This window comes from Vibrio sp. D417a (assembly GCF_030248595.1).
GTDB classification, from domain to species: domain Bacteria; phylum Pseudomonadota; class Gammaproteobacteria; order Enterobacterales; family Vibrionaceae; genus Vibrio; species Vibrio alginolyticus.
The window spans coordinates 74,415-92,797 of sequence record NZ_JAHGAM010000011.1; the positions used below are offsets into that span (position 1 = coordinate 74,415).

Annotated in this window: 18 protein-coding genes; 8 read left to right on the top strand and 10 right to left on the bottom strand. The window is 44.5% G+C overall.

Annotated features, from left to right (window positions below; translation table 11 throughout):
- Positions 1-85: 85 nt before the first annotated feature.
- From KI742_RS12165 to KI742_RS12175, 3 genes are all read right to left on the bottom strand, one after another.
- The gene (locus KI742_RS12165) at positions 86-1,672 is read right to left on the bottom strand and encodes an AbgT family transporter (protein ID WP_005380301.1); all 1,587 of its coding nucleotides are present in this window, start codon (positions 1,670-1,672) and stop codon (positions 86-88) included.
- A gap of 229 nt (positions 1,673-1,901) precedes the next feature.
- Positions 1,902-2,027 (bottom strand): type B 50S ribosomal protein L36, encoded by a 126-nt coding sequence (ykgO, locus tag KI742_RS12170; protein ID WP_005380299.1) that lies wholly within the window; start codon positions 2,025-2,027, stop codon positions 1,902-1,904.
- A 3-nt stretch (positions 2,028-2,030) separates the two neighbouring features.
- Positions 2,031-2,291: a type B 50S ribosomal protein L31 gene (locus tag KI742_RS12175; protein WP_005380295.1), complete on the bottom strand. Its 261-nt coding sequence runs from the start codon at positions 2,289-2,291 to the stop codon at positions 2,031-2,033.
- A 123-nt stretch (positions 2,292-2,414) separates the two neighbouring features.
- On the opposite strand from KI742_RS12175, the gene tsaA reads away from it, so the two are divergent.
- From tsaA to KI742_RS12200, 5 genes are all read left to right on the top strand, one after another.
- Positions 2,415-3,110, top strand: a complete 696-nt coding sequence (gene tsaA, locus KI742_RS12180) for a tRNA (N6-threonylcarbamoyladenosine(37)-N6)-methyltransferase TrmO (RefSeq protein ID WP_005380294.1) — start codon at positions 2,415-2,417, stop codon at positions 3,108-3,110.
- A gap of 111 nt (positions 3,111-3,221) precedes the next feature.
- Positions 3,222-4,937 (top strand): proline--tRNA ligase, encoded by a 1,716-nt coding sequence (locus tag KI742_RS12185; protein WP_017820763.1) that lies wholly within the window; start codon positions 3,222-3,224, stop codon positions 4,935-4,937.
- 178 nt (positions 4,938-5,115) lie between these two features.
- Complete coding sequence (locus tag KI742_RS12190; protein ID WP_053306724.1) at positions 5,116-5,784, top strand: tellurite resistance TerB family protein; 669 nt, start codon at positions 5,116-5,118, stop codon at positions 5,782-5,784.
- 111 nt (positions 5,785-5,895) lie between these two features.
- Positions 5,896-6,102, top strand: coding sequence for a YaeP family protein (locus KI742_RS12195; protein WP_005391765.1), 207 nt, complete (start codon positions 5,896-5,898; stop codon positions 6,100-6,102).
- Positions 6,102-6,293 carry a DUF4250 domain-containing protein gene (locus KI742_RS12200; protein WP_005380289.1) on the top strand — a complete coding sequence of 64 codons (192 nt, stop codon included), beginning with the start codon at positions 6,102-6,104 and terminating at the stop codon, positions 6,291-6,293. Before KI742_RS12195 ends, KI742_RS12200 begins: the two co-directional genes overlap by 1 nt.
- Before the next feature lie 104 nt (positions 6,294-6,397).
- Here the strand turns inward: KI742_RS12200 and KI742_RS12205 are convergent, their stop codons facing one another.
- Positions 6,398-7,762 carry a sodium-dependent transporter gene (locus tag KI742_RS12205; protein WP_005391763.1) on the bottom strand — a complete coding sequence of 455 codons (1,365 nt, stop codon included), beginning with the start codon at positions 7,760-7,762 and terminating at the stop codon, positions 6,398-6,400.
- Positions 7,763-8,140: 378 nt separating this feature from the next.
- Here KI742_RS12205 and KI742_RS12210 point away from each other — a divergent pair, with 378 nt between their 5' ends.
- Positions 8,141-10,687, top strand: coding sequence for an Ig-like domain-containing protein (locus KI742_RS12210; RefSeq protein ID WP_285385506.1), 2,547 nt, complete (start codon positions 8,141-8,143; stop codon positions 10,685-10,687).
- Between the two features lie 90 nt (positions 10,688-10,777).
- Here the strand turns inward: KI742_RS12210 and KI742_RS12215 are convergent, their stop codons facing one another.
- Positions 10,778-11,521: a YggN family protein gene (locus KI742_RS12215; RefSeq protein ID WP_172563512.1), complete on the bottom strand. Its 744-nt coding sequence runs from the start codon at positions 11,519-11,521 to the stop codon at positions 10,778-10,780.
- A 61-nt stretch (positions 11,522-11,582) separates the two neighbouring features.
- Positions 11,583-12,062, bottom strand: coding sequence for a GreA/GreB family elongation factor (locus KI742_RS12220; RefSeq protein ID WP_005391761.1), 480 nt, complete (start codon positions 12,060-12,062; stop codon positions 11,583-11,585).
- 76 nt (positions 12,063-12,138) lie between these two features.
- On the opposite strand from KI742_RS12220, the gene KI742_RS12225 reads away from it, so the two are divergent.
- The gene (locus tag KI742_RS12225; RefSeq protein ID WP_213868628.1) at positions 12,139-14,064 is read left to right on the top strand and encodes an ATP-dependent DNA helicase RecQ; all 1,926 of its coding nucleotides are present in this window, start codon (positions 12,139-12,141) and stop codon (positions 14,062-14,064) included.
- On the opposite strand, the gene dinB is transcribed toward KI742_RS12225, so the two are convergent.
- Together dinB and KI742_RS12235 are read right to left on the bottom strand one after the other, a co-directional pair.
- Entirely contained in the window at positions 14,061-15,125 is a 1,065-nt protein-coding gene (dinB, locus tag KI742_RS12230; RefSeq protein ID WP_025768236.1) for a DNA polymerase IV, read from the bottom strand. The two genes, KI742_RS12225 and dinB, sit on opposite strands and share 4 nt — an antisense overlap.
- A gap of 76 nt (positions 15,126-15,201) precedes the next feature.
- The gene (locus KI742_RS12235) at positions 15,202-15,435 is read right to left on the bottom strand and encodes a DUF2789 domain-containing protein (RefSeq protein ID WP_005380277.1); all 234 of its coding nucleotides are present in this window, start codon (positions 15,433-15,435) and stop codon (positions 15,202-15,204) included.
- 187 nt (positions 15,436-15,622) lie between these two features.
- On the opposite strand from KI742_RS12235, the gene KI742_RS12240 reads away from it, so the two are divergent.
- On the top strand, positions 15,623-16,840 hold the full coding sequence (locus tag KI742_RS12240; RefSeq protein ID WP_005380276.1) for a response regulator: 1,218 nt from the start codon (positions 15,623-15,625) through the stop codon (positions 16,838-16,840).
- Between the two features lie 158 nt (positions 16,841-16,998).
- Here the strand turns inward: KI742_RS12240 and nqrM are convergent, their stop codons facing one another.
- Complete coding sequence (nqrM, locus tag KI742_RS12245; protein ID WP_005380273.1) at positions 16,999-17,232, bottom strand: (Na+)-NQR maturation NqrM; 234 nt, start codon at positions 17,230-17,232, stop codon at positions 16,999-17,001.
- 22 nt (positions 17,233-17,254) lie between these two features.
- A complete protein-coding gene (locus tag KI742_RS12250; protein ID WP_005391755.1) occupies positions 17,255-18,259 on the bottom strand; it encodes an FAD:protein FMN transferase in 1,005 nt (334 codons plus the stop codon).
- Between the last annotated feature and the right edge of the window lie 124 nt (positions 18,260-18,383).

An 18,383-nucleotide genomic window follows, 5' to 3' on the forward strand; every position in this document is an offset into this window, starting at 1 on the left:
AGCCTGCGTACACAGTCTCAATCGATAAAAAAGCCTGCGACGTTCGCAGGCTTTTTATAATGGAGCTGTGTGAGGTAACCGTTTTCTACGGTGTGTAGTATGTTGCTGCGCCAGGGCCTACTGGTAAACCAAATACGAATACCCATAGGTAGAACAGCACACTCCAACCTACAATGAAGCAGATTGAGTAAGGTAGCATGGTCGCGATCAGCGTACCGATACCTAAGTTCTTCATGTAACGAGTCGCTACGGCAAGAATCAAACCAAAGTAGCTCATCATTGGAGTAATGATGTTTGTCGTCGAGTCACCAATTCGGTAAGCAGCCTGAATCGTTTCCGGTGCATAACCAACAAGCATCAACATAGGAACAAAAATCGGAGCCGTTACTGCCCACTGTGCCGATGCCGAACCAATCATTAGGTTGATAAAGCCACACATCAGGATGAAGGCAAAGAACAACATTGGGCCAGTTAAGCCAATTTCTTGCAGGAAGCTAGCGCCAGCAACCGCGAATACCTGACCGAAGTTAGTCCATTTAAAGAAAGCAACGAACTGAGCCGCAAAGAAAACTAATACAATGTACATGCCCATAGAAGACATAGATTTCGCCATTGCATCAATTACATCGCGATCCGTCTTCATCGTGCCAACAACTTTACCAAACACAAAGCCTGGAATAGCAAAGAACACAAAGATGAATGCCACGATACTTTTCAGGAATGGTGAACCTGCAATTGTACCTGCATCAGAACGTAGAATGCCGTCTTCTGGAACAACCGTCCAAGCAAGCAGCGCTGAAACAACCAGTACAGCAACACCTGCTAGTTTTAGGCCTTTCTTCTCAATGTCTGTTAAGCCACCCATTTTGTCGTTCGACAAATCTTCTGAGGCTTCTTCTTCACTGTATTTGCCAAGCTTTGGCTCAACAATTTTTTCAGTAACAAACGCACCTGTGATTGCAATGAAGAATGTCGACACAAACATGAAGTACCAGTTAACTTCTGGACCAACAGTGTAAGTTGGGTCAATCATTTGCGCCGCCGTTTCAGTAATGCCTGACAACAGCGGGTCAACCGTACCAATAAGTAGGTTTGCTGAGTAACCACCAGATACACCAGCGAACGCCGCAGCAAGACCGGCAAGTGGGTGACGACCTAAAGAATGGAACAGCATTGCAGCCAGTGGAATAAGTACCACATAGCCAAGCTCTGATGCCGTATTTGAAATGATACCCGCGAAAACGACCGTCACTGTTACCATGCGTTGTGATGCACCCATGACTAAGCCACGCATTGCTGCAGATAGCAAGCCTGAGTATTCAGCAATAGCAACACCCAACATCGCAACCAATACCGTACCCAAAGGTGCAAAGCCGACAAAGTTTTTCACTAGATTGGTAACGATTAGTTCAAGGCCATCAGCGTTAAGCAAGCTAACGACATGAATCATGCCATCCGCGGCACGACCTTTTGCACCCTCAGGACGAGGATCAACTACGGAAACTTCGAAGTATCCTGCAATACCCGACATCACCAGAATGGCTAAACAGAAAATGGCAAATAGTGTGATCGGGTGGGGTAATAAGTTCCCCAAATATTCGACAGTATCCAAAAAGCGCGTAAACAGCGGCTTCTTAGGCGAGTTTTGTTTAATTGAATCAGATGAACTCATCTGTTCCCTCCTTGTTTTTATTCCTATGCAAATGTGACAAAAATGTCAAAAAGCGTGCGAAGGGTACTTGAGTAGAAGGTCAAATAAAAGCCCTAAATGTTACAAACTGTGACGAACAGAGGCATTTATAACCAACATTGAATAAAAATGTAGATATTTCATCCATGTAAGATAATTAACTCAACATTATCAATTAAACAAAACCATAAGTTAGATATATGCAGGTTGATTACTTTTGCACAGCTTTGAATCTCGGGTTCGTTTTACAAATGACATAAAGACGCCCTCTCCGTTTTACAATCTGGCAATCCGGATGACGACTTTTTGCACTTTTTAATGATTTTACTACCTTCATGATTTATTCCTTTTCGCTCTTAAATTGACCAAAACGACGGTTGAAGTTCGCAATGCGACCTTCGGTTTGTACAACGCGCTGTTTACCGGTGTAGTACGGGTGAGAAGCTGACGACACATCTAACGTAAAGTAAGGGTAAGTTTTGCCATCTTTCCATTCGATGGTTCTCTCCGTTTTCAACGTAGAACCAACGACAAAGTACTTATCTACACTGGTGTCGTGGAACACCACAGGACGATATTCAGGGTGGATTCCTGGTTTCATAATACTTTTCCTTTCAATTAAATTGTTATGTTATAACATTTTAATTAATAATCATTATCAACAAGAAAAGCAAGAGAAATTTGTGATACTTTTCATCTCAATGAATTCTTAAAGATGTCCACCATGTATTCCATCGAACCCATCGGCGTCATTGAGACACCGTACAAAGAAAAGTTTGCAGTTCCGCGCCAACCACGCTTAGTACCAGAGGCTAAAGCACGCGTAAAACTGTTAGGTGCAGCAAATAGCCCTGAAGCAGTGCGTGGGCTAGAACAGTTCTCTCACGTTTGGTTGTTGTTTCTATTTGATCAGAACCTGGAAGCTGGTTGGAAACCAACTGTACGTCCGCCACGATTAGGCGGCAATGAACGAATTGGTGTCTTTGCCTCGCGCTCGACTTTCCGCCCAAACGGAATCGGAATGTCAGCCGTTGAAGTGAAAGGAGTCACTAAGCAAGGCGATCAAATCTATCTTGATTTAGGCAGTGTAGATCTCGTGGATGGGACACCGATTGTGGATATTAAGCCTTATATCCCCTATTCGGATTCTATTTCGGAAGCACAAGGCGGATACGCAGACCAAGAGCCAGAAAAGTCACAAGTCACCTTTTCTGCTCAAGCATTAGCAACGATAGAAAATCGATCCGATACTGACTATGTAAGATCAGTCATTGAACAAGTTCTGGCACAAGATCCTCGCCCTGCATATAAGAAAAACAAGCCGGACGACAAAGAATATGCGGTAAATTTGTTCGACTTGAACGTAAAGTTCACAGCAACAAGCAACTTAATAACGGTTACCGCTATTGAAAGCTTTTGACAAACGCAATTGGCTGATATTATAGACGGCTAACAAATTTCCCTTTCGGGAACTCCCATACTCCTGCTTATTCAAGCTTGAGTATCTAACTTAAATAAACGGATAAATTTAATGCGTACCAGTAATTATCTTCTTTCTACTCTGAAGGAGACTCCAAACGACGCAGAAGTAGTGAGCCACCAGCTCATGCTACGTGCAGGTATGATCCGTAAGCTGGCTTCAGGTTTATACACCTGGCTACCTACTGGTCTACGTGTACTGCGTAAAGTCGAAAACATCGTTCGTCAAGAAATCGACAATGCAGGCGCAGTCGAAACTTTGATGCCCGTTGTTCAGCCGTTTGAACTATGGGAAGAGACAGGCCGCAGCGAAAAGATGGGCCCTGAGCTACTTCGCTTTACTGACCGTCATGTTCGTCCGTTTGTACTTAGCCCAACCGCTGAAGAAGTGATCACTAGCCTTGTTCGCAATGAAGTGAGCTCTTACAAACAGCTTCCGCTAAACCTGTACCAAATCCAAACTAAATTTCGTGACGAACGACGCCCACGTTTTGGCGTAATGCGTTCACGTGAATTCTCAATGATGGATGCATACAGCTTTGACATTGATAAAGACGGACTACAAAAGTCATACGACGCAATGCACGATGCTTACTGTAAAGCATTCGATCGCATGGGTCTGGATTACCGTCCTGTACTTGCAGATAGCGGTGCTATCGGTGGTAGCGGCTCTCAAGAGTTCCACGTACTGGCTGAAAGCGGCGAAGATATCATCGCATTTTCTAGCGAGTCAGATTACGCGGCAAACATTGAAAAAGCAGAAGCACTAGCTCCAGCCTCTGAGGCTGCGGCACCAACACAAGAAATGACGTTGGTTGATACGCCAAACGCGAAAACAATCGCTGAATTGGTTGAGCAGTTCGAACTACCAATTGAAAAAACAGTGAAAACACTGTTTGTGAAAGCATCTGACGAAGTTGATACGCCAATCATCGCGCTTATTATTCGTGGTGATCATGAACTGAACGAAGTGAAAGCAGAAAACCTTCCTCAGGTTGCAGCTCCATTGGAAATGGCATCTGAAGAAGAAATTCGTGAGCTTATCGGTGCAGGCCCTGGTTCACTAGGCCCTGTTGGCCTTAAACTGCCGTTCATTGTTGACCGCAGCGTTGCGGTAATGAGCGACTTCGGTGCGGGCGCGAACATCGATGGCAAACACTACTTCGGTATTAACTGGGGTCGTGATGTAGAGCTTGGTCAAGTTGAAGACCTACGTAACGTTGTGGAAGGTGACCCAAGCCCATGTGGCAAGGGCATTATCCAGCTTAAGCGTGGTATCGAAGTTGGCCATATCTTCCAACTAGGTAACGCTTACTCCGCAGCGATGAACTGTGGTGTACTGGGTCCTGATGGTAAGAACGTCATCCTAGAAATGGGTTGTTACGGTATCGGTATCACTCGCGTAGTAGCGGCTGCTATTGAACAAAACCACGACAAATACGGCATCATCTGGCCAGATGCAATCGCACCATTCCAGGTAGCGATCGTTCCAATGAACATGCACAAGTCAGAAGAAGTGAAAGAAGCCGCTGAGAAATTGTACGCTGAGCTAACGGCAATGGGCATCGAAGTGCTATTTGACGACCGTAAAGAACGCCCAGGCGTAATGTTCTCTGACATGGAGCTTATTGGTGTACCGCATACCATTATTATCGGTGACCGCTCAATGAAAGAAGGCAACTTCGAATACAAGAACCGTGCTACTGGTGAGAAAACAGCAGTCGCAATGACTGACATTGTTGAGCACGTAAAAGCTCAACTAAAGTAAGCACTAGACGAGTTCGCATTTGAAGTAGTTTCAAATAGTTAAAAAGGGTTGGCTTCGGTCAGCCCTTTTTATTACAGCTCAACATCCTCCCTCCACCTTTTTCGAACTATTCACTTTGTTAATCTTTGGTTCAGCTTCTTGCTATTAAACTGATTTCATCATCTAAAGGAGGTCAGTTATGGATTTAAAAAGTCTTTTAAACCAAGCACTCAAATCAGACTTACTTAAGCAAGGTGCAGATGCATTGGGCAAACAAACCAACAACATCAAATCCTCATCAAATTCAAGTAGTCTAAAAACGCTAGGAGCAGGTGCGGTAGGCGGAGGCCTCATCGGTATGCTGATGGGCTCAAAGAAAAGTAAAAAAATGACTAAAAAAATAGGGTCAAACGCATTAAAAGTCGGTGGCGCAGCTGCGCTTGGAGCCTTGGCCTACAAAGTGTATAACGACTGGCAAGCCAAGCAATCCGGTCAAGGTGTTCAAGAAACCTTTGACCCCGATGACAGTAAACACAGTGTCTTAATTTTAAAAGCAATGATTGGAGCTGCAAAAGCTGATGGTCACGTTGATGAAGAGGAAATGGCGCGCATTGAACAAGCTCTCGCGGATATGGGCGCAGATGAGCACGTTCGTCACCTCGTTCAGCAAGAGTTAAACAAACCGCTTGATCCTGCTGAAATTGCTAATCAGGCGACCTCTCCTCAACAAGCGTCAGAAATTTACCTGGCGTCTTTGATCGTCGCTGATGAACAAAACTTTATGGAAAAAGCGTATCTGCAAGAACTAGCAAAACAACTTCAACTTTCACCAGAAGTCACCCAGCAGTTAGAAGCACAAATGCAGTGATTAAATCTCGCTCAAGCAAACCTTCAACTTGAGCCAAAACAACTCTGTACTTTGAGTTTCAAATCCGCTGTGTGTATATTGAGATAAGTTATCATTTAGTGGAAAGAAAACATGCAAGTATACGGCTGTTGTGAACTGGTTCGTGAGCTTTATGCTCAGATTGGTAGTGGCGATCAAGCTTATATTCCCCAAGCAATTTCATGTGCAGTTAAAGCACTGAACGATGTTGCAGCGGATGAGTCCCTGCCTAAAGAAGTGCGTGAAAAAGCGGCATTTGCTGCGGCAAACCTACTGATTTCAGATTTTGAGGATAAGTAATGAATCTAGCGAACTTTGAATCCATGGATCCTGTCATGCTGATGAGCATTGTGAATATGAAGCTACGCGACGACTTCGGTGGTGACTTAGATAAACTGGTGGCTTTCTTCGATATCGAACGCACAGCACTGGAGACAAAACTGGCTTCTGCTGGTTTTGACTTTCTTCCAGAAGCAGGACAATTCCGTTAATCAACACCATTCTTGGCGGATAACCGAAACGAGAATAACCAATATGAAAAAGGGCTTGATGAGTTACCATCAAGCCCTTTTCTTTTATTCGATAGGCGTCTCGGTTAGCCAAATGAAGCCCAGATGACTGTCGCCACAAGAATTGGACATACAAACTTCACATACGCTGGCCATAACTTACCAAACCAACCTTGCGTAAACTCGGGGCAACCTTGCTCAAGCTCTTTGATTTTTGAGTTGCGATTCCATACCCAACCACCAAATAAGCAGAATAAGAGCGCAGCGGTTGGTTGTAGATACTGAGTAGCAACCGTCGCGACCATACCAAATAGAGCACCAAAATTATAAACAATCACCACACTGAACAAGGCAATGAGACCACCTAAAACCCAGCTCGTTGCGCTACGCTTGGTGTTGAAACGCTCACTCACTAAAGCCACTGGACACTCTAACATTGAAATGGAGGACGTTAGCGCCGCAATCGTCAGCAATAAGAAGAACACAATAGAGAATAATTGACCAAGCAAACCTAAACTATCAAACATTAGTGGCAATACCGTAAACACTAACGTATCTGAGCTTAATAGAGAGCCATCTTCTGCATAGATTTGAACGCCCTTTTGCATTGCCACAAACATCGCTGGCATCACCACTAATCCTGCAATGAAAGCAACGGCAGTATCTACCATGGTCACGTTCATCGCCATCTTTGGTAGGTTTTCTTTCTTACTCAAGTAAGATCCATAAATCAACATTGAGCAGCCACCGATCGTAAGCGAGAAGAAGCCCTGTCCCATTGCAGCAAGAATCAACTTGCGGTCCCATACCTTTTCAAAATCCGGCACTAGGTAATGTTTCAGACCTTCCATCGCACCGTTTTGCGTCATGATGTAAGCAAATAGCAGAGCAAACAGAACAAACAATGCTGGCATCAAACGTGTGGACCACTTCTCAATACCTTGTTTTACGCCACCTTGTACGATGAGAATCGTCAGTACATAAAAAGTAATGGTTCCGAACAAGTTACGTTCAACACTAAAGCCCTTTAGCCATTGAGTTGCAGCTTCTAACCCCATTAGATCTGTGATTGCACCCAGTAAAAAGCAGATCAACCAACCACCAACAATTGAATAAAACGCTAAGACAGCGCTTGGTACGCTTAAACCAATCCAACCCACAATGCCGCCGAGCTTTTTACCGGCAGGGTTATCTGTGATTGCACGCATACTGTCTACAGGGTTGGCTTGACCATGGCGACCAATCGCCATTTCAACCACCAGCATCGGAAATGCGACGATAAGAATCATCACCAAATAAACTAACAGGAAAGCACCGCCACCATTACTGGCTGCTTGAGTTGGGAAGCCCCAAATATTGCCAAGGCCAACTGCGGCACCTGCGGCAGCTAAGATGAACCCGAGACGAGAGCCAAAATGCTCGCGAGGCTGAGAAGAGGTTTGCTGTGTCATACTACTCACACAAAAATATCATTGAACTAGCTAACTAGTACACTATAGCAATATTCACTATTCAACAAGAGCACCTCGGTTAAATCCTCGACAGTTGAAACAATTTGTAGTCATTCAGCTTGTAAATTTTAACGTACATCTCATATTCATCGCTCAAAAGCCTCGCGACTGTTGTTCGTTTTACGTGGCTGAATTTTGCCAATCCTTCTGCCGTGAAGTGAGCCGAAAAATAATGAGCTCTGGTGTAAGGGACGAACTGTTCCTCGTGATACTGTGTCGAAAAGCAGAATATTGTGCTTCGCTTTTTCCCCCTAATGTCTATTTATCAGCTAGTTATTACTCTGTTCTCATTTATACCCATGATTCAAGGAGAGGAAAATGAAGGTCACCCTACTTCACGGAGCGATGGTTGTAGCACTCAGCGCCAGCTACCAAGCTCAAGCCTATAACTGTCAAAGTCTACCCGACTGGGACAGCACTGCGACTTATACATCGGGCGCTTTAGTAAAAACGCAAGGAGCCGCTTATGAGGCTGCATATTGGACGCAAGGCAATGATCCCGTGACCAACTCAGGATCTTGGGAAGCATGGAAAGCGTTAGGGCAATGTGATGGTGGAAGCAACAATTTATCACCAACGGTGTCGTTCTCCTCTCCAATAAACAACGCACAAATTCCCGAAGGCAGTGCGATCACTTTGTTAGCCAACGCAGCTGACGAAGATGGCCAAATCACACAAATTGAGTTTGTTGCAGGCAACCAAACCGTTGCTGTGGTAACTCAAGCACCATTCGAAGCTTCTTGGACAGCTATTGAAGGGATCTCGCAAGTGACCGCAATTGCGACAGATAATGAGGGAGCTGTTAGCACCACGACGATTTCTATCCAAGTTCAACCACAAGTCGAATTACCGCCACCAAGCATTTCATTGACAAGCCCAGTAGGCACAGAAGTGCTTAATGTAGGCGATAACCTAACCGTAGCCGCTCAAGCTGACGATATTGATGGTGTGGTCACACAAGTTGAGTTCTTCGTAAACAATCAATCTGTCGCCATTGATACTAGCGCACCTTACGAATATCAATGGACCGCTAGTCCAGGTACATACTCGTTCAAAGCACAAGCGACTGATGATACAAACCTCGCAACGATGAGCCAAGAAGTAGCGCTGGTTATTAGTAATTCAGAAACCGGAACGGGCGGATGTGCAGATGCAGTACCTTATGTGGCAGGCACAAGTTATCAAGCTGGCGACCTGGTTTCTCACTTCAACCAAAAATATCGTTGTGATGTTGCTGGTTGGTGCTCCTCGGATGCGACATGGGCTTACGAGCCTGGTGAAGGGCTATACTGGCAAGATGCTTGGAGTGGCCTAGGTGCTTGTTCGACACCACCGCAAGTTACCATTACGGCACCAACGGATGGACAAGTCGTGCTCGCTGGCAGCAATAACGAAATCACGGCAAACGCAAGCGATGCTGATGGCACAGTCACGCAAGTTGAGTTTTTTGCGAACAACACCAGCTTAGGGGTCACCACTCAAGCGCCATATTCCGTTACTTGGAACGCCACACTTATTGGCGCTAACCAGCTTAAAGCCGTCGCAACCGATAATGATAACAACACGTCAGAGTCCCTGGTTGGTGTGGAAGTCAGCGATAAAGATTTGGTCGTCTCTCTGACTTCACCAAGCAGCGGTCAGACCACCGGATTAGGCAAAAGCCTCTCATTAAGCGCCGATGCAACGTCTTTAACTTCAGGCATTAAACACGTTGATTTCATGATCAACGGCTCTATTGTTGCAACCGATACCACCGCACCTTACACAGCCAACTGGACACCAACTGCAATTGGTAACTTTACAGTTAGCGCCCAAGCTGTGGATTTGTCAGGAAGCAATGCATTGTCTGACGCCGCAGCAATAACGGTGGTTGAGCAAGTAGATAAACGCCATAAACTCATCGGTTACTGGCACAATTTTGTAAATGGAGCGGGCTGTCCAATTCGTCTAGCAGATATGGCAGATGCTTGGGATGTGATTGATATTGCCTTTGCTGAAAATGATCGCAACAGTGATGGCACCGTGCACTTTAATCTATATTCAGGCGATATTTACAGCGATTGTCCAGCACTCGATCCAACACAATTCAAGCAGGACATGGCAGCGCTTCAAGCTAAAGGTAAGAAGTTTGTTCTCTCTCTTGGCGGCGCAGAAGGCACGATTACGCTGAATACCGACCAAGATGAAGCCAACTTTGTCTCTAGCCTAACAGGTCTTATCGCTGAGTGGGGCTTTGATGGTCTAGATGTGGATTTAGAGAGTGGTTCTAACTTAGTTCATGGCTCGCAAATTCAAGCTCGCCTTGGTCGTGCTTTGCTTCAAATAGAGCAAAACATGGGTGGCGATATGTACCTAACCATGGCGCCTGAGCACCCTTATGTTCAAGGTGGTTATGTGGCTTACAGCGGTATTTGGGGGGCGTACATCCCTGTGATTAACGAGACACGCAGCACGCTCGACTTGCTTCACGTCCAGTTATATAACAACGGTGGTTTGCCAAACCCATACTTGCCAAGCAGTGCACCAGAAGGCTCTGTGGATATGATGGTAGCGCAATCTAAAATGCTTATCGAAGGCTTTGAATTGGCCGACGGCACTCAGTTTGCACCACTACGTGATGATCAAGTCGCAATCGGCTTACCTTCAGGTCCTAGCTCGGCAAATTCAGGGCAGGCTCCGACACAGAATATTATCAGCGCACTAGATTGTTTAACCAAAGGCACTTCATGTGGCACCGTCAAGCCAGCGTTCAATTACCCGAATTATGCAGGAGTAATGACATGGTCTATCAACTGGGATCAGCATGATGGTTTTAACTTCTCAAAACCTGTCGGCGATAAGCTCACCGAGATGAACGCGCAATAAGCAACCAAAGAACAAGCGAGTAAAACGCAAAGAGAGCACAATAGTGCTCTCTTTCTTTATCTCATCGAGTTTTTACTTTTTAATGAGTAATTAAATCGTAAATACTCGGTAATCTTTTAGCTCAGGGATTTTCTTCAACAAATCGTCTTCTTGCCCTGCCATGTCATCCAACGAGTCACACAAGTCTTCTGCTTGTTGCTCTACCTCTTTCGAATGCTCAGCTAAACGCTCTTCTACTTTCGCGCTGAGTTCAGCCATACTCTCCGATAATGCAGTGAGGTTTATTCCCCCCTCTTCCTTCATTTTTTTCGATAAAGCATCCAACGAACTCGCTAAAAACTCTTTATTGAAGATCTCTTGTGCTTTTGCAAAGTCTTCAGTCCACCCTTGTGTCATGGACTCAAAACTTTCCGCTGGTAGAATGAAATCGCCATCTTTGTAGTAACGTGATTCAACATCAGCGAAAAAGTCCTGTACTGCGACTTTGACGTTATCAAACGCGCCAGGTGCGTCTAGGCTTTCCGCAACATCATCAATAATATCATTCGCAAGCGCTAAACCATCACTCGCCAATTGCTTTGCTTGTGGAATATACGCGTTCATTTTTTCGCGATAGTCTTCAATTGCCGCTTTCTGGTCAGAATTGAGTTCAATTAGCTCACCTTTGATGAAGAGGTTGTTATCCTCATCCACGACGGCTTTATCACCTGTCGTTTGGCGAATTTCCAAGCTTTGCCCATCCATACGGACTTCATTATTGATGTCCACACGACACTGCGCTGCATAACCAGTAGCACTGACCATCAGCAATGAGAGTGTAAAAAGCTTTTTCATGTCATTCTCTTTTATTTAACATTACTCGTGTTAAACATAACACTGAGTGATACATGAGATGTCAGCAAATCGTCACGACTTCGTAACAAGTTGTTTTATCTCCTATTTTCACGTCAACCTCATCACCTTCTTCTTTTCCGAACAACGCTCGACCCAGAGGAGATTTAGCTGTTAAGACAAAGACTTCCTGAGCCTGATATTGAACAGTCAAACCACCAGAGCAAGGGCCTACAAAGAAGTGCTTTTCAAGCAAATTCTCATCTGCGAGAACAACGTAAGCGCCAACACCAACAGGCGCATTCTTAAAGTCGCGAGTCACTAAAGAACGATATTGACGCAATTCCTCTTCACTATCTTGGATTCGCATGGCTTGTCCATGAGCAAGATACGCGGCTTCAAGTGCCAATGTATCGTACTTGTGCTCGGGAACAGTTTCTTCATCTGTCGCGGCATCGATCGCTCGCTGAGCCGATGCATGGGCAACTTGAAGTTTTTCTTCCAGATGTTGGATGATAATTTGGACTAAGTCAGCTTTGTTCATACTTTTAGGACGCGCGTTTAGTATTCGGGGTGTGTTAATGTAGCCAAGTTTACCATCAAAGAAAGGTTTCCCTATTATGCAAAGTGACTCGCTGCATCAAACACTTCAATCTGTATTTGGCTTTGACTCATTACGCCAAGGTCAGCAACCCGTTATTGAAGCCGTTATGAATGGTTACTCTGCTGCGGCAATCTTTCCTACAGGCTCGGGGAAGTCACTCTGTTATCAACTACCTGCAACCATATTACCCAACCTTACGCTGGTGATCTCTCCGTTGTTGGCGTTAATGAAGGATCAACTGAGCTTTTTACAAAGTAAAGGAATCGCGGCCGCTTCTATCGATAGCAGTCAAAGTAGAGAAGAAGCACAACAGATCATGGCTGGCGTGAAGAATGGACAAATCAAAATCTTGATGATTTCTGTTGAGCGACTAAAAAATGAGCGTTTTCGTGAATTCATTCGCCAAGTACCGATTTCTTTGATGGTCATTGATGAAGCGCACTGTATTTCCGAATGGGGGCATAACTTTCGTCCAGATTATCTCAAACTACCGCAATATCAACGTGAACTGAACATCCCACAGTCTTTACTTCTCACCGCAACGGCAACGCCTGCAGTTATTGAAGACATGCAAAAAAAGTTCGATATTGCCAGTGAACATATTACCGTTACAGGCTTCTACCGCTCTAATCTGGATATCTCGGTGATCCCGTGTGAGGAAACAAAGAAACAAGAACAGCTCAGTGAGATCATCGCCTCTTCACCTAAGCTTCCGACCATCGTATACGTGACGCAGCAGCAAACAGCAGAACGAGTAGCAAAGTCATTAATCCATATTGGCATTAACGCTCACGCATACCACGCTGGCATGAAAAGCGACGTTCGTGAACAAATCCAACAGCAGTTCATGGATGGCCAAATTGACTGTATTGTTGCAACGATTGCATTTGGTATGGGGGTCGATAAATCTGATATTCGACGCGTCATTCACTTCGACTTACCCAAATCAATCGAGAACTACGCACAAGAGATTGGACGTGCAGGCAGGGACGGGCAACGCTCTGAGTGCATTCTGCTAGGCAATACGTCCGGCTTAACGGTGTTGGAGAATTTTGTCTATGGTGACACACCAGAATTTACGTCAATTAACTATGTAGTCGAGCAAGCGAAAGAACATGCTCCACAATGGGAGGTAGTGCCACTGCGTTTGTCGCGTGAAAGTAATATCCGCCAATTGCCACTCAAAACCTTGTTGGTTTATTTGGAGCTACATAACGTCATTGAAGCAAAGTACAGTTACTTTGCGGAATATCGGTTTAAGTTATTGCACGATCAGCAGTTTATTGTGAATCAATTTCAAGGCGAGCGACGTCAATTTGTGGAGGCTATTTTTTCCTGCTCACAAAAAGCCAAAGTGTGGTGCCAAGTTGATCTAGAAGCGCTATGGATGAACTATCAATCGGAACGCAGCCGAGTTGTCGCAGCGCTCGACTATTTTCACCAGAACGGCTGGATAGAACTAGAGAGCAAACAACTGACGGACGTGTACTCAGTTATGCCAACCAAACAGAGCTCGGATGTTTTAATCCAACAACTGTCTGAACTGTTCCAATCCAAAGAAAGCAAAGATATCGAAAGAATCCACACCATGCTGCACTTGTTCCAGTCCGAGCACTGTTTGAGCTCACAATTGGCGAACTACTTTGCGGATCACGATGCACCAAAGCAATGTGGTCACTGCTCCGTGTGTCGTGGTCACGTCGCCACATTCACAGCACCAGAATCTGAAGATATTGAACAATCTCAAGTATCGATATGGGCGCAGGAGTTTATTCAGCTTTCCCCATCGGCCATCAGTAATGATGCCGTTGCTCGCTTCTTGTGCGGAATCAGCACTCCTTTGATTAGCCAGCTAAAAGCCTCAAAGCTAGCAGGTTATGGTGCAATGGCAAACGTAAGTTTTGAGCAGGTATTAACGCAGGTAGAAACGGGAAGGGCCTAAAAAAAGCTCAATTGACGCGCTTGGTCTTCGGGCTTGAGCATCACGTTCAAGCCTAAAAGGCGAATTTCCCGTCCATTTTGGCGTTTAAGAATATCTCTTAGCAAGATCTTGAAGTCCTCAAGCTCTAATTGCGGATGGATGTGCTCAATTGTTGTCAGTTGAAAATCGGCAAATTTGACTTTAATACCTTGTTTAATAATCGACTTATCTGGGCTTGCACGCTCTAAACGTTTCTCGAGTTCAGGATAAAGTTTCTCCTCAATCACTTGCCAACATTCATCATAGGTTGCGATGTTCTGGCTGAATGTCCTTTCCACACCGACGGACTTTCTCTCGCGCTCAACAACGACTTCTCGATTATCAATTCCATGGCTTCGCTGCCATAAGGAGGCACCCTGGCGACCAAACTGCCTCAACAACTCTCGATAGTCACTGTTTTTAATGTCCTCACATCGATAAAAACCGGCTTGGTGGAGCTTCTCAAGACTCACTTTTCCCACACCAGGAATGTTCTCTAGCGGAAGACTATCGATAACCTCTTGGACTTTCTCTGGAGGAATCACAAACTGACCGTTGGGCTTGTTCATGTCTGACGCGACCTTGGCAAGAAACTTAATCGGAGCAATGCCCGCCGATGCCGTCAACCCAAGTTCACTCCAGATATCACGGCGAATTGACTCTGCGATCAACGTTGCGGAGCCACGGCAAGCTGTCGAGTCCGTGACATCGAGGTATGCTTCATCCAATGAGAGAGGTTCAATGATAGGCGTATAACGCTCAAAAATAGCACGAATTTGCTGAGAGACTTGTTTGTATACATGCATTCTACCGGGCACAACCAACAAATGAGGACAGAGTTGCAGCGCGCGCGCCGTTGACATTGCACTGCGAACACCATATTTACGCGCATCATAATTACAGGTGCTAATCACTCCACGCTGCTTTTCATGTCCGCCAACAGCGAGTGCAATGCCACGGTAACTGGGGTTATCTCTCATCTCTACGGCAGCATAAAAACAATCCATATCGACATGAATAATTTTTCTAATTCGATCTGACATAGCCACCAAAGCACTGTTCAAAAAAACAGTATAAATCAAATCTACCTGAAGATAAATGGGCGTGTTTAAGCGAACGTCAATCTCGAAGCATTACGTCCAATTGATCGACCAATTCGGCCCAATCTGCATCTTCTTCGATGGCTTGTTTTAGAAAGTTCGCCTGTGACATAGTCCAAAAGCTAGCTTCATGTAAAGGCGCAGAATCTCTTTTGTGTCGATGTTGATTAATAAAATCTTTCATTTCTTGAGGAGAGCTACCGAGGCCCAGTTGTTGAAATAGCTCAGCCATACCATGTTGATGCATTTCCATACTACTTTCTCCCTACGTTAGCTAAACATAATTATATAACTAAGACAGGAATAATGATGTGATGTTAACGGATGCGTGTCAAACATTTGAGTAGTTGTTCTACTTTTGGTTGACATGTGTTTTTTGATGGCGATAAGTTTAATTTTAGTTATCATTGATTTTAAACAATTAATTTTGGGGACTGCGCTTGAGTAATAAGATTCTGGTTGTTGAAGATAGTCGTGCATTTAAAAACTTTCTTTGCCAAACAATAAGCCAAGCTGGTTATGAGGTCATCGCAGCGGAAAGCTACGCGGAGGCAAAGAACTTGTTATCTTCAGCACAGGACCTCTTCTGTGCGGTTTTAGACTATTGTTTACCGGATGCTCAAGATGGCGAGATTATTGACCTCGTTTTGGAACATGGTCATCGTGTCATTGTTTTAACGGCTCGATTTCAAGAAGACACTCGCGAAAAGATGCTTGCAAAAGGTGTCCTCGACTATATTTTGAAAGACAGCATGGCGTCCGTTTCCTATCTATTACCACTCCTCAAGCGACTAACCAACAATCAACAACACAAATGTTTAGTCGTTGATGATTCACACACCGTAAGAAGACACATTGCCCAACTTTTGGAGCATCAATATATTCAGACGTTGGAAGCTGACAATGGGCAAAAAGCCCTAGAGCTTGTCGAGCAAAATCCAGATATCACTCTCGTTTTAACCGACCATGATATGCCCGTTAAAGATGGCATTACTATGGTGCGTGAATTACGTCGGAAGTGGGATAAAAATCAATTAGCCATTCTCGGCTTGTCGGGTAGTAACTCTAAGACCATGACGGCTAGGTTTCTAAAAGCAGGGGCCAATGACTTTTTATACAAGCCATTTAATCAAGAAGAATTTTTTTGCCGTATTCACCAACTGTTAGATATCAAAGACGCAACATCTGAACTGTTTAAAATGGCAAATCAAGATGCGCTAACGGGCTTATGGAACCGCCGCTTTCTGTTTGAGCAACCCCATGTAGAAAACGCTCAAAGAAACATCGCGATGCTTGATATCGATTTCTTTAAGCAAGTAAATGATACACACGGACATGAGGGCGGCGATGCAGTGCTAGTCATGATAGCGAATATTCTAAAAATCTATTTTCCAAATGATATTGTCGCTAGGCTTGGTGGCGAGGAGTTTTGTATTCAAGCCAGTGGCGACTATGACGGCTTTCTAACACGCTTAGAACAAATGAGACAGCGCATAGAAAAAACGCCAATAACTTATTTGGACAAAAACATTCTTGTGACCGCGAGTATTGGTGTAAGCAACATCGAGGGGGAGCTGGAACAACAAATAAAAGTGGCGGATGAGCGACTTTACATGGCCAAAGAGAACGGACGTAACCAAATCATTTCTTCGTCCTAATGACTATCAGTGTGGTCTTGCTCTGTAACATGAGAGAAAGAAACAACAAAACACGGTATTGGGCTCTTTCTCGGACATTTGAGTTTTGGTTAGCTGCCTAAAAATAAAGCTCAGCAGAACGCTGAGCTTTATCACTTTCTTAGTACGATTAACCAATACTAAGCAATTCTATCTTTTTCCCACGCCGCCAATTTCTCAGCACGCGCAGCCTCGCGCGCTTCACGTTTTTTACGCGCATCGCAGGGTTCTGGACAATTACACACTTTTTCGATGCCAACTGCCCCTAAGCCACCACAGCTACCTTTCACGACTTTCTTTTGGAAAATGTATCCGACAGCCATTGCAGTGATTACCGCGACAAACACAGCAAAGGTAATTAGAAATGTATTCATAAAAACATGCTCACTTCTGTTGTTATTTCTTCATGAATGGCTTGTATGCTTCCGAAGCCAACTCTTTAAAACCATCTTCCGTTTTCACAATCATGAAAACAGGAATATTATTTTCGTTCGCAATTGCCATGCCTTTGTCTTCACCTAGCACCATAAGACCAGTTGCAAGACCATCAGCAGTCATCGACGATTTATCTAATACCGTTACAGACACCACTTTATGATGAATTGGTTTGCCTGTTCGTGGATTAATAATATGAGAGTATCTCACACCATTACTCTCAAAGTAATTACGATAGTCACCACTTGTTGCAATTGCCATGTCGCCTGGTTCAATAATTTCTTGAATTGAACGTTCATCAACGGTCGGTTTTTCAATTGCGATACGCCAAGGCACACCTTCACGATTGACACCTTTGAGACGCATTTCACCGCCAACTTCGACCATAAAGTTCTGTACCCCTTCAGATTGAAGGTAGTCAGCAACCACGTCAACCCCCCAACCTTTCGCAATCGTCGATAGGTCGACGTACAAATTAGGAAGATCTTTGGACAGTTTATTACCATCAACAGATAGGTGGTGAATACCGGTATTTGCTTTGCGAGCAGCGAGTTCTTCATCGGTTGGAACTACATCTGGACGAGCTTCTGGACCAAACCCCCACAGATTAACTAGAGGGCCGACCGTCACATCCAACGCACCTAAAGTAAGACCGTTAAGGCGAATTGCTTCTTTCACTACCGTTGCTGTTTGTGTCGAAACTATAAATGGCTCGCTCGTTTGATGCTGGTTAAAACGACTTAACTCTGAGTCGTCACGATAGGTCGACATTTGGTCATTAACCTCTTCCAATAAGCGATCAATTTCTGTCTGCATCGCTTTTGGCGTTGGAATACCATCTTGCTCGATATACTTGATGTTGTAAGAAGTCCCCATGGTAGGGCCACTTAAATGAATTTGATCTGCAGGCTGCTCACAGCCAGCCAAAATCAATAGAGAAGCGAATGCAACAAGCCACTTTTTCACTTGTTAACTCCCAATGTTGTTGAATTGATATGGGAAATAGGACCAATCCTTTCAATCCGATTACCTATATCAACTGTTGAGTATCAGTTTTATGTCTATAAAAAACAATGGCTAGCTCTCTTGG

Excerpts from the sequence above, each read along its gene's own strand:
- KI742_RS12225 (WP_213868628.1), top strand. The coding sequence starts at position 12,139 with ATGCAAAGTGACTCGCTGCATCAAACACTTCAATCTGTATTTGGCTTT.
- KI742_RS12190 (WP_053306724.1), top strand. The coding sequence starts at position 5,116 with ATGGATTTAAAAAGTCTTTTAAACCAAGCACTCAAATCAGACTTACTT.
- dinB (WP_025768236.1), bottom strand. The coding sequence starts at position 15,125 with ATGTCAGATCGAATTAGAAAAATTATTCATGTCGATATGGATTGTTTT.
- KI742_RS12220 (WP_005391761.1), bottom strand. The coding sequence starts at position 12,062 with ATGAACAAAGCTGACTTAGTCCAAATTATCATCCAACATCTGGAAGAA.
- nqrM (WP_005380273.1), bottom strand. The coding sequence starts at position 17,232 with ATGAATACATTTCTAATTACCTTTGCTGTGTTTGTCGCGGTAATCACT.
- KI742_RS12215 (WP_172563512.1), bottom strand. The coding sequence starts at position 11,521 with ATGAAAAAGCTTTTTACACTCTCATTGCTGATGGTCAGTGCTACTGGT.
- tsaA (WP_005380294.1), top strand. The coding sequence starts at position 2,415 with ATGTATTCCATCGAACCCATCGGCGTCATTGAGACACCGTACAAAGAA.
- ykgO (WP_005380299.1), bottom strand. The coding sequence starts at position 2,027 with ATGAAGGTAGTAAAATCATTAAAAAGTGCAAAAAGTCGTCATCCGGAT.
- KI742_RS12195 (WP_005391765.1), top strand. The coding sequence starts at position 5,896 with ATGCAAGTATACGGCTGTTGTGAACTGGTTCGTGAGCTTTATGCTCAG.
- KI742_RS12200 (WP_005380289.1), top strand. The coding sequence starts at position 6,102 with ATGAATCTAGCGAACTTTGAATCCATGGATCCTGTCATGCTGATGAGC.
- KI742_RS12165 (WP_005380301.1), bottom strand. The coding sequence starts at position 1,672 with ATGAGTTCATCTGATTCAATTAAACAAAACTCGCCTAAGAAGCCGCTG.
- KI742_RS12210 (WP_285385506.1), top strand. The coding sequence starts at position 8,141 with ATGAAGGTCACCCTACTTCACGGAGCGATGGTTGTAGCACTCAGCGCC.
- KI742_RS12235 (WP_005380277.1), bottom strand. The coding sequence starts at position 15,435 with ATGGAAATGCATCAACATGGTATGGCTGAGCTATTTCAACAACTGGGC.
- KI742_RS12175 (WP_005380295.1), bottom strand. The coding sequence starts at position 2,291 with ATGAAACCAGGAATCCACCCTGAATATCGTCCTGTGGTGTTCCACGAC.
- KI742_RS12205 (WP_005391763.1), bottom strand. The coding sequence starts at position 7,762 with ATGACACAGCAAACCTCTTCTCAGCCTCGCGAGCATTTTGGCTCTCGT.
- KI742_RS12185 (WP_017820763.1), top strand. The coding sequence starts at position 3,222 with ATGCGTACCAGTAATTATCTTCTTTCTACTCTGAAGGAGACTCCAAAC.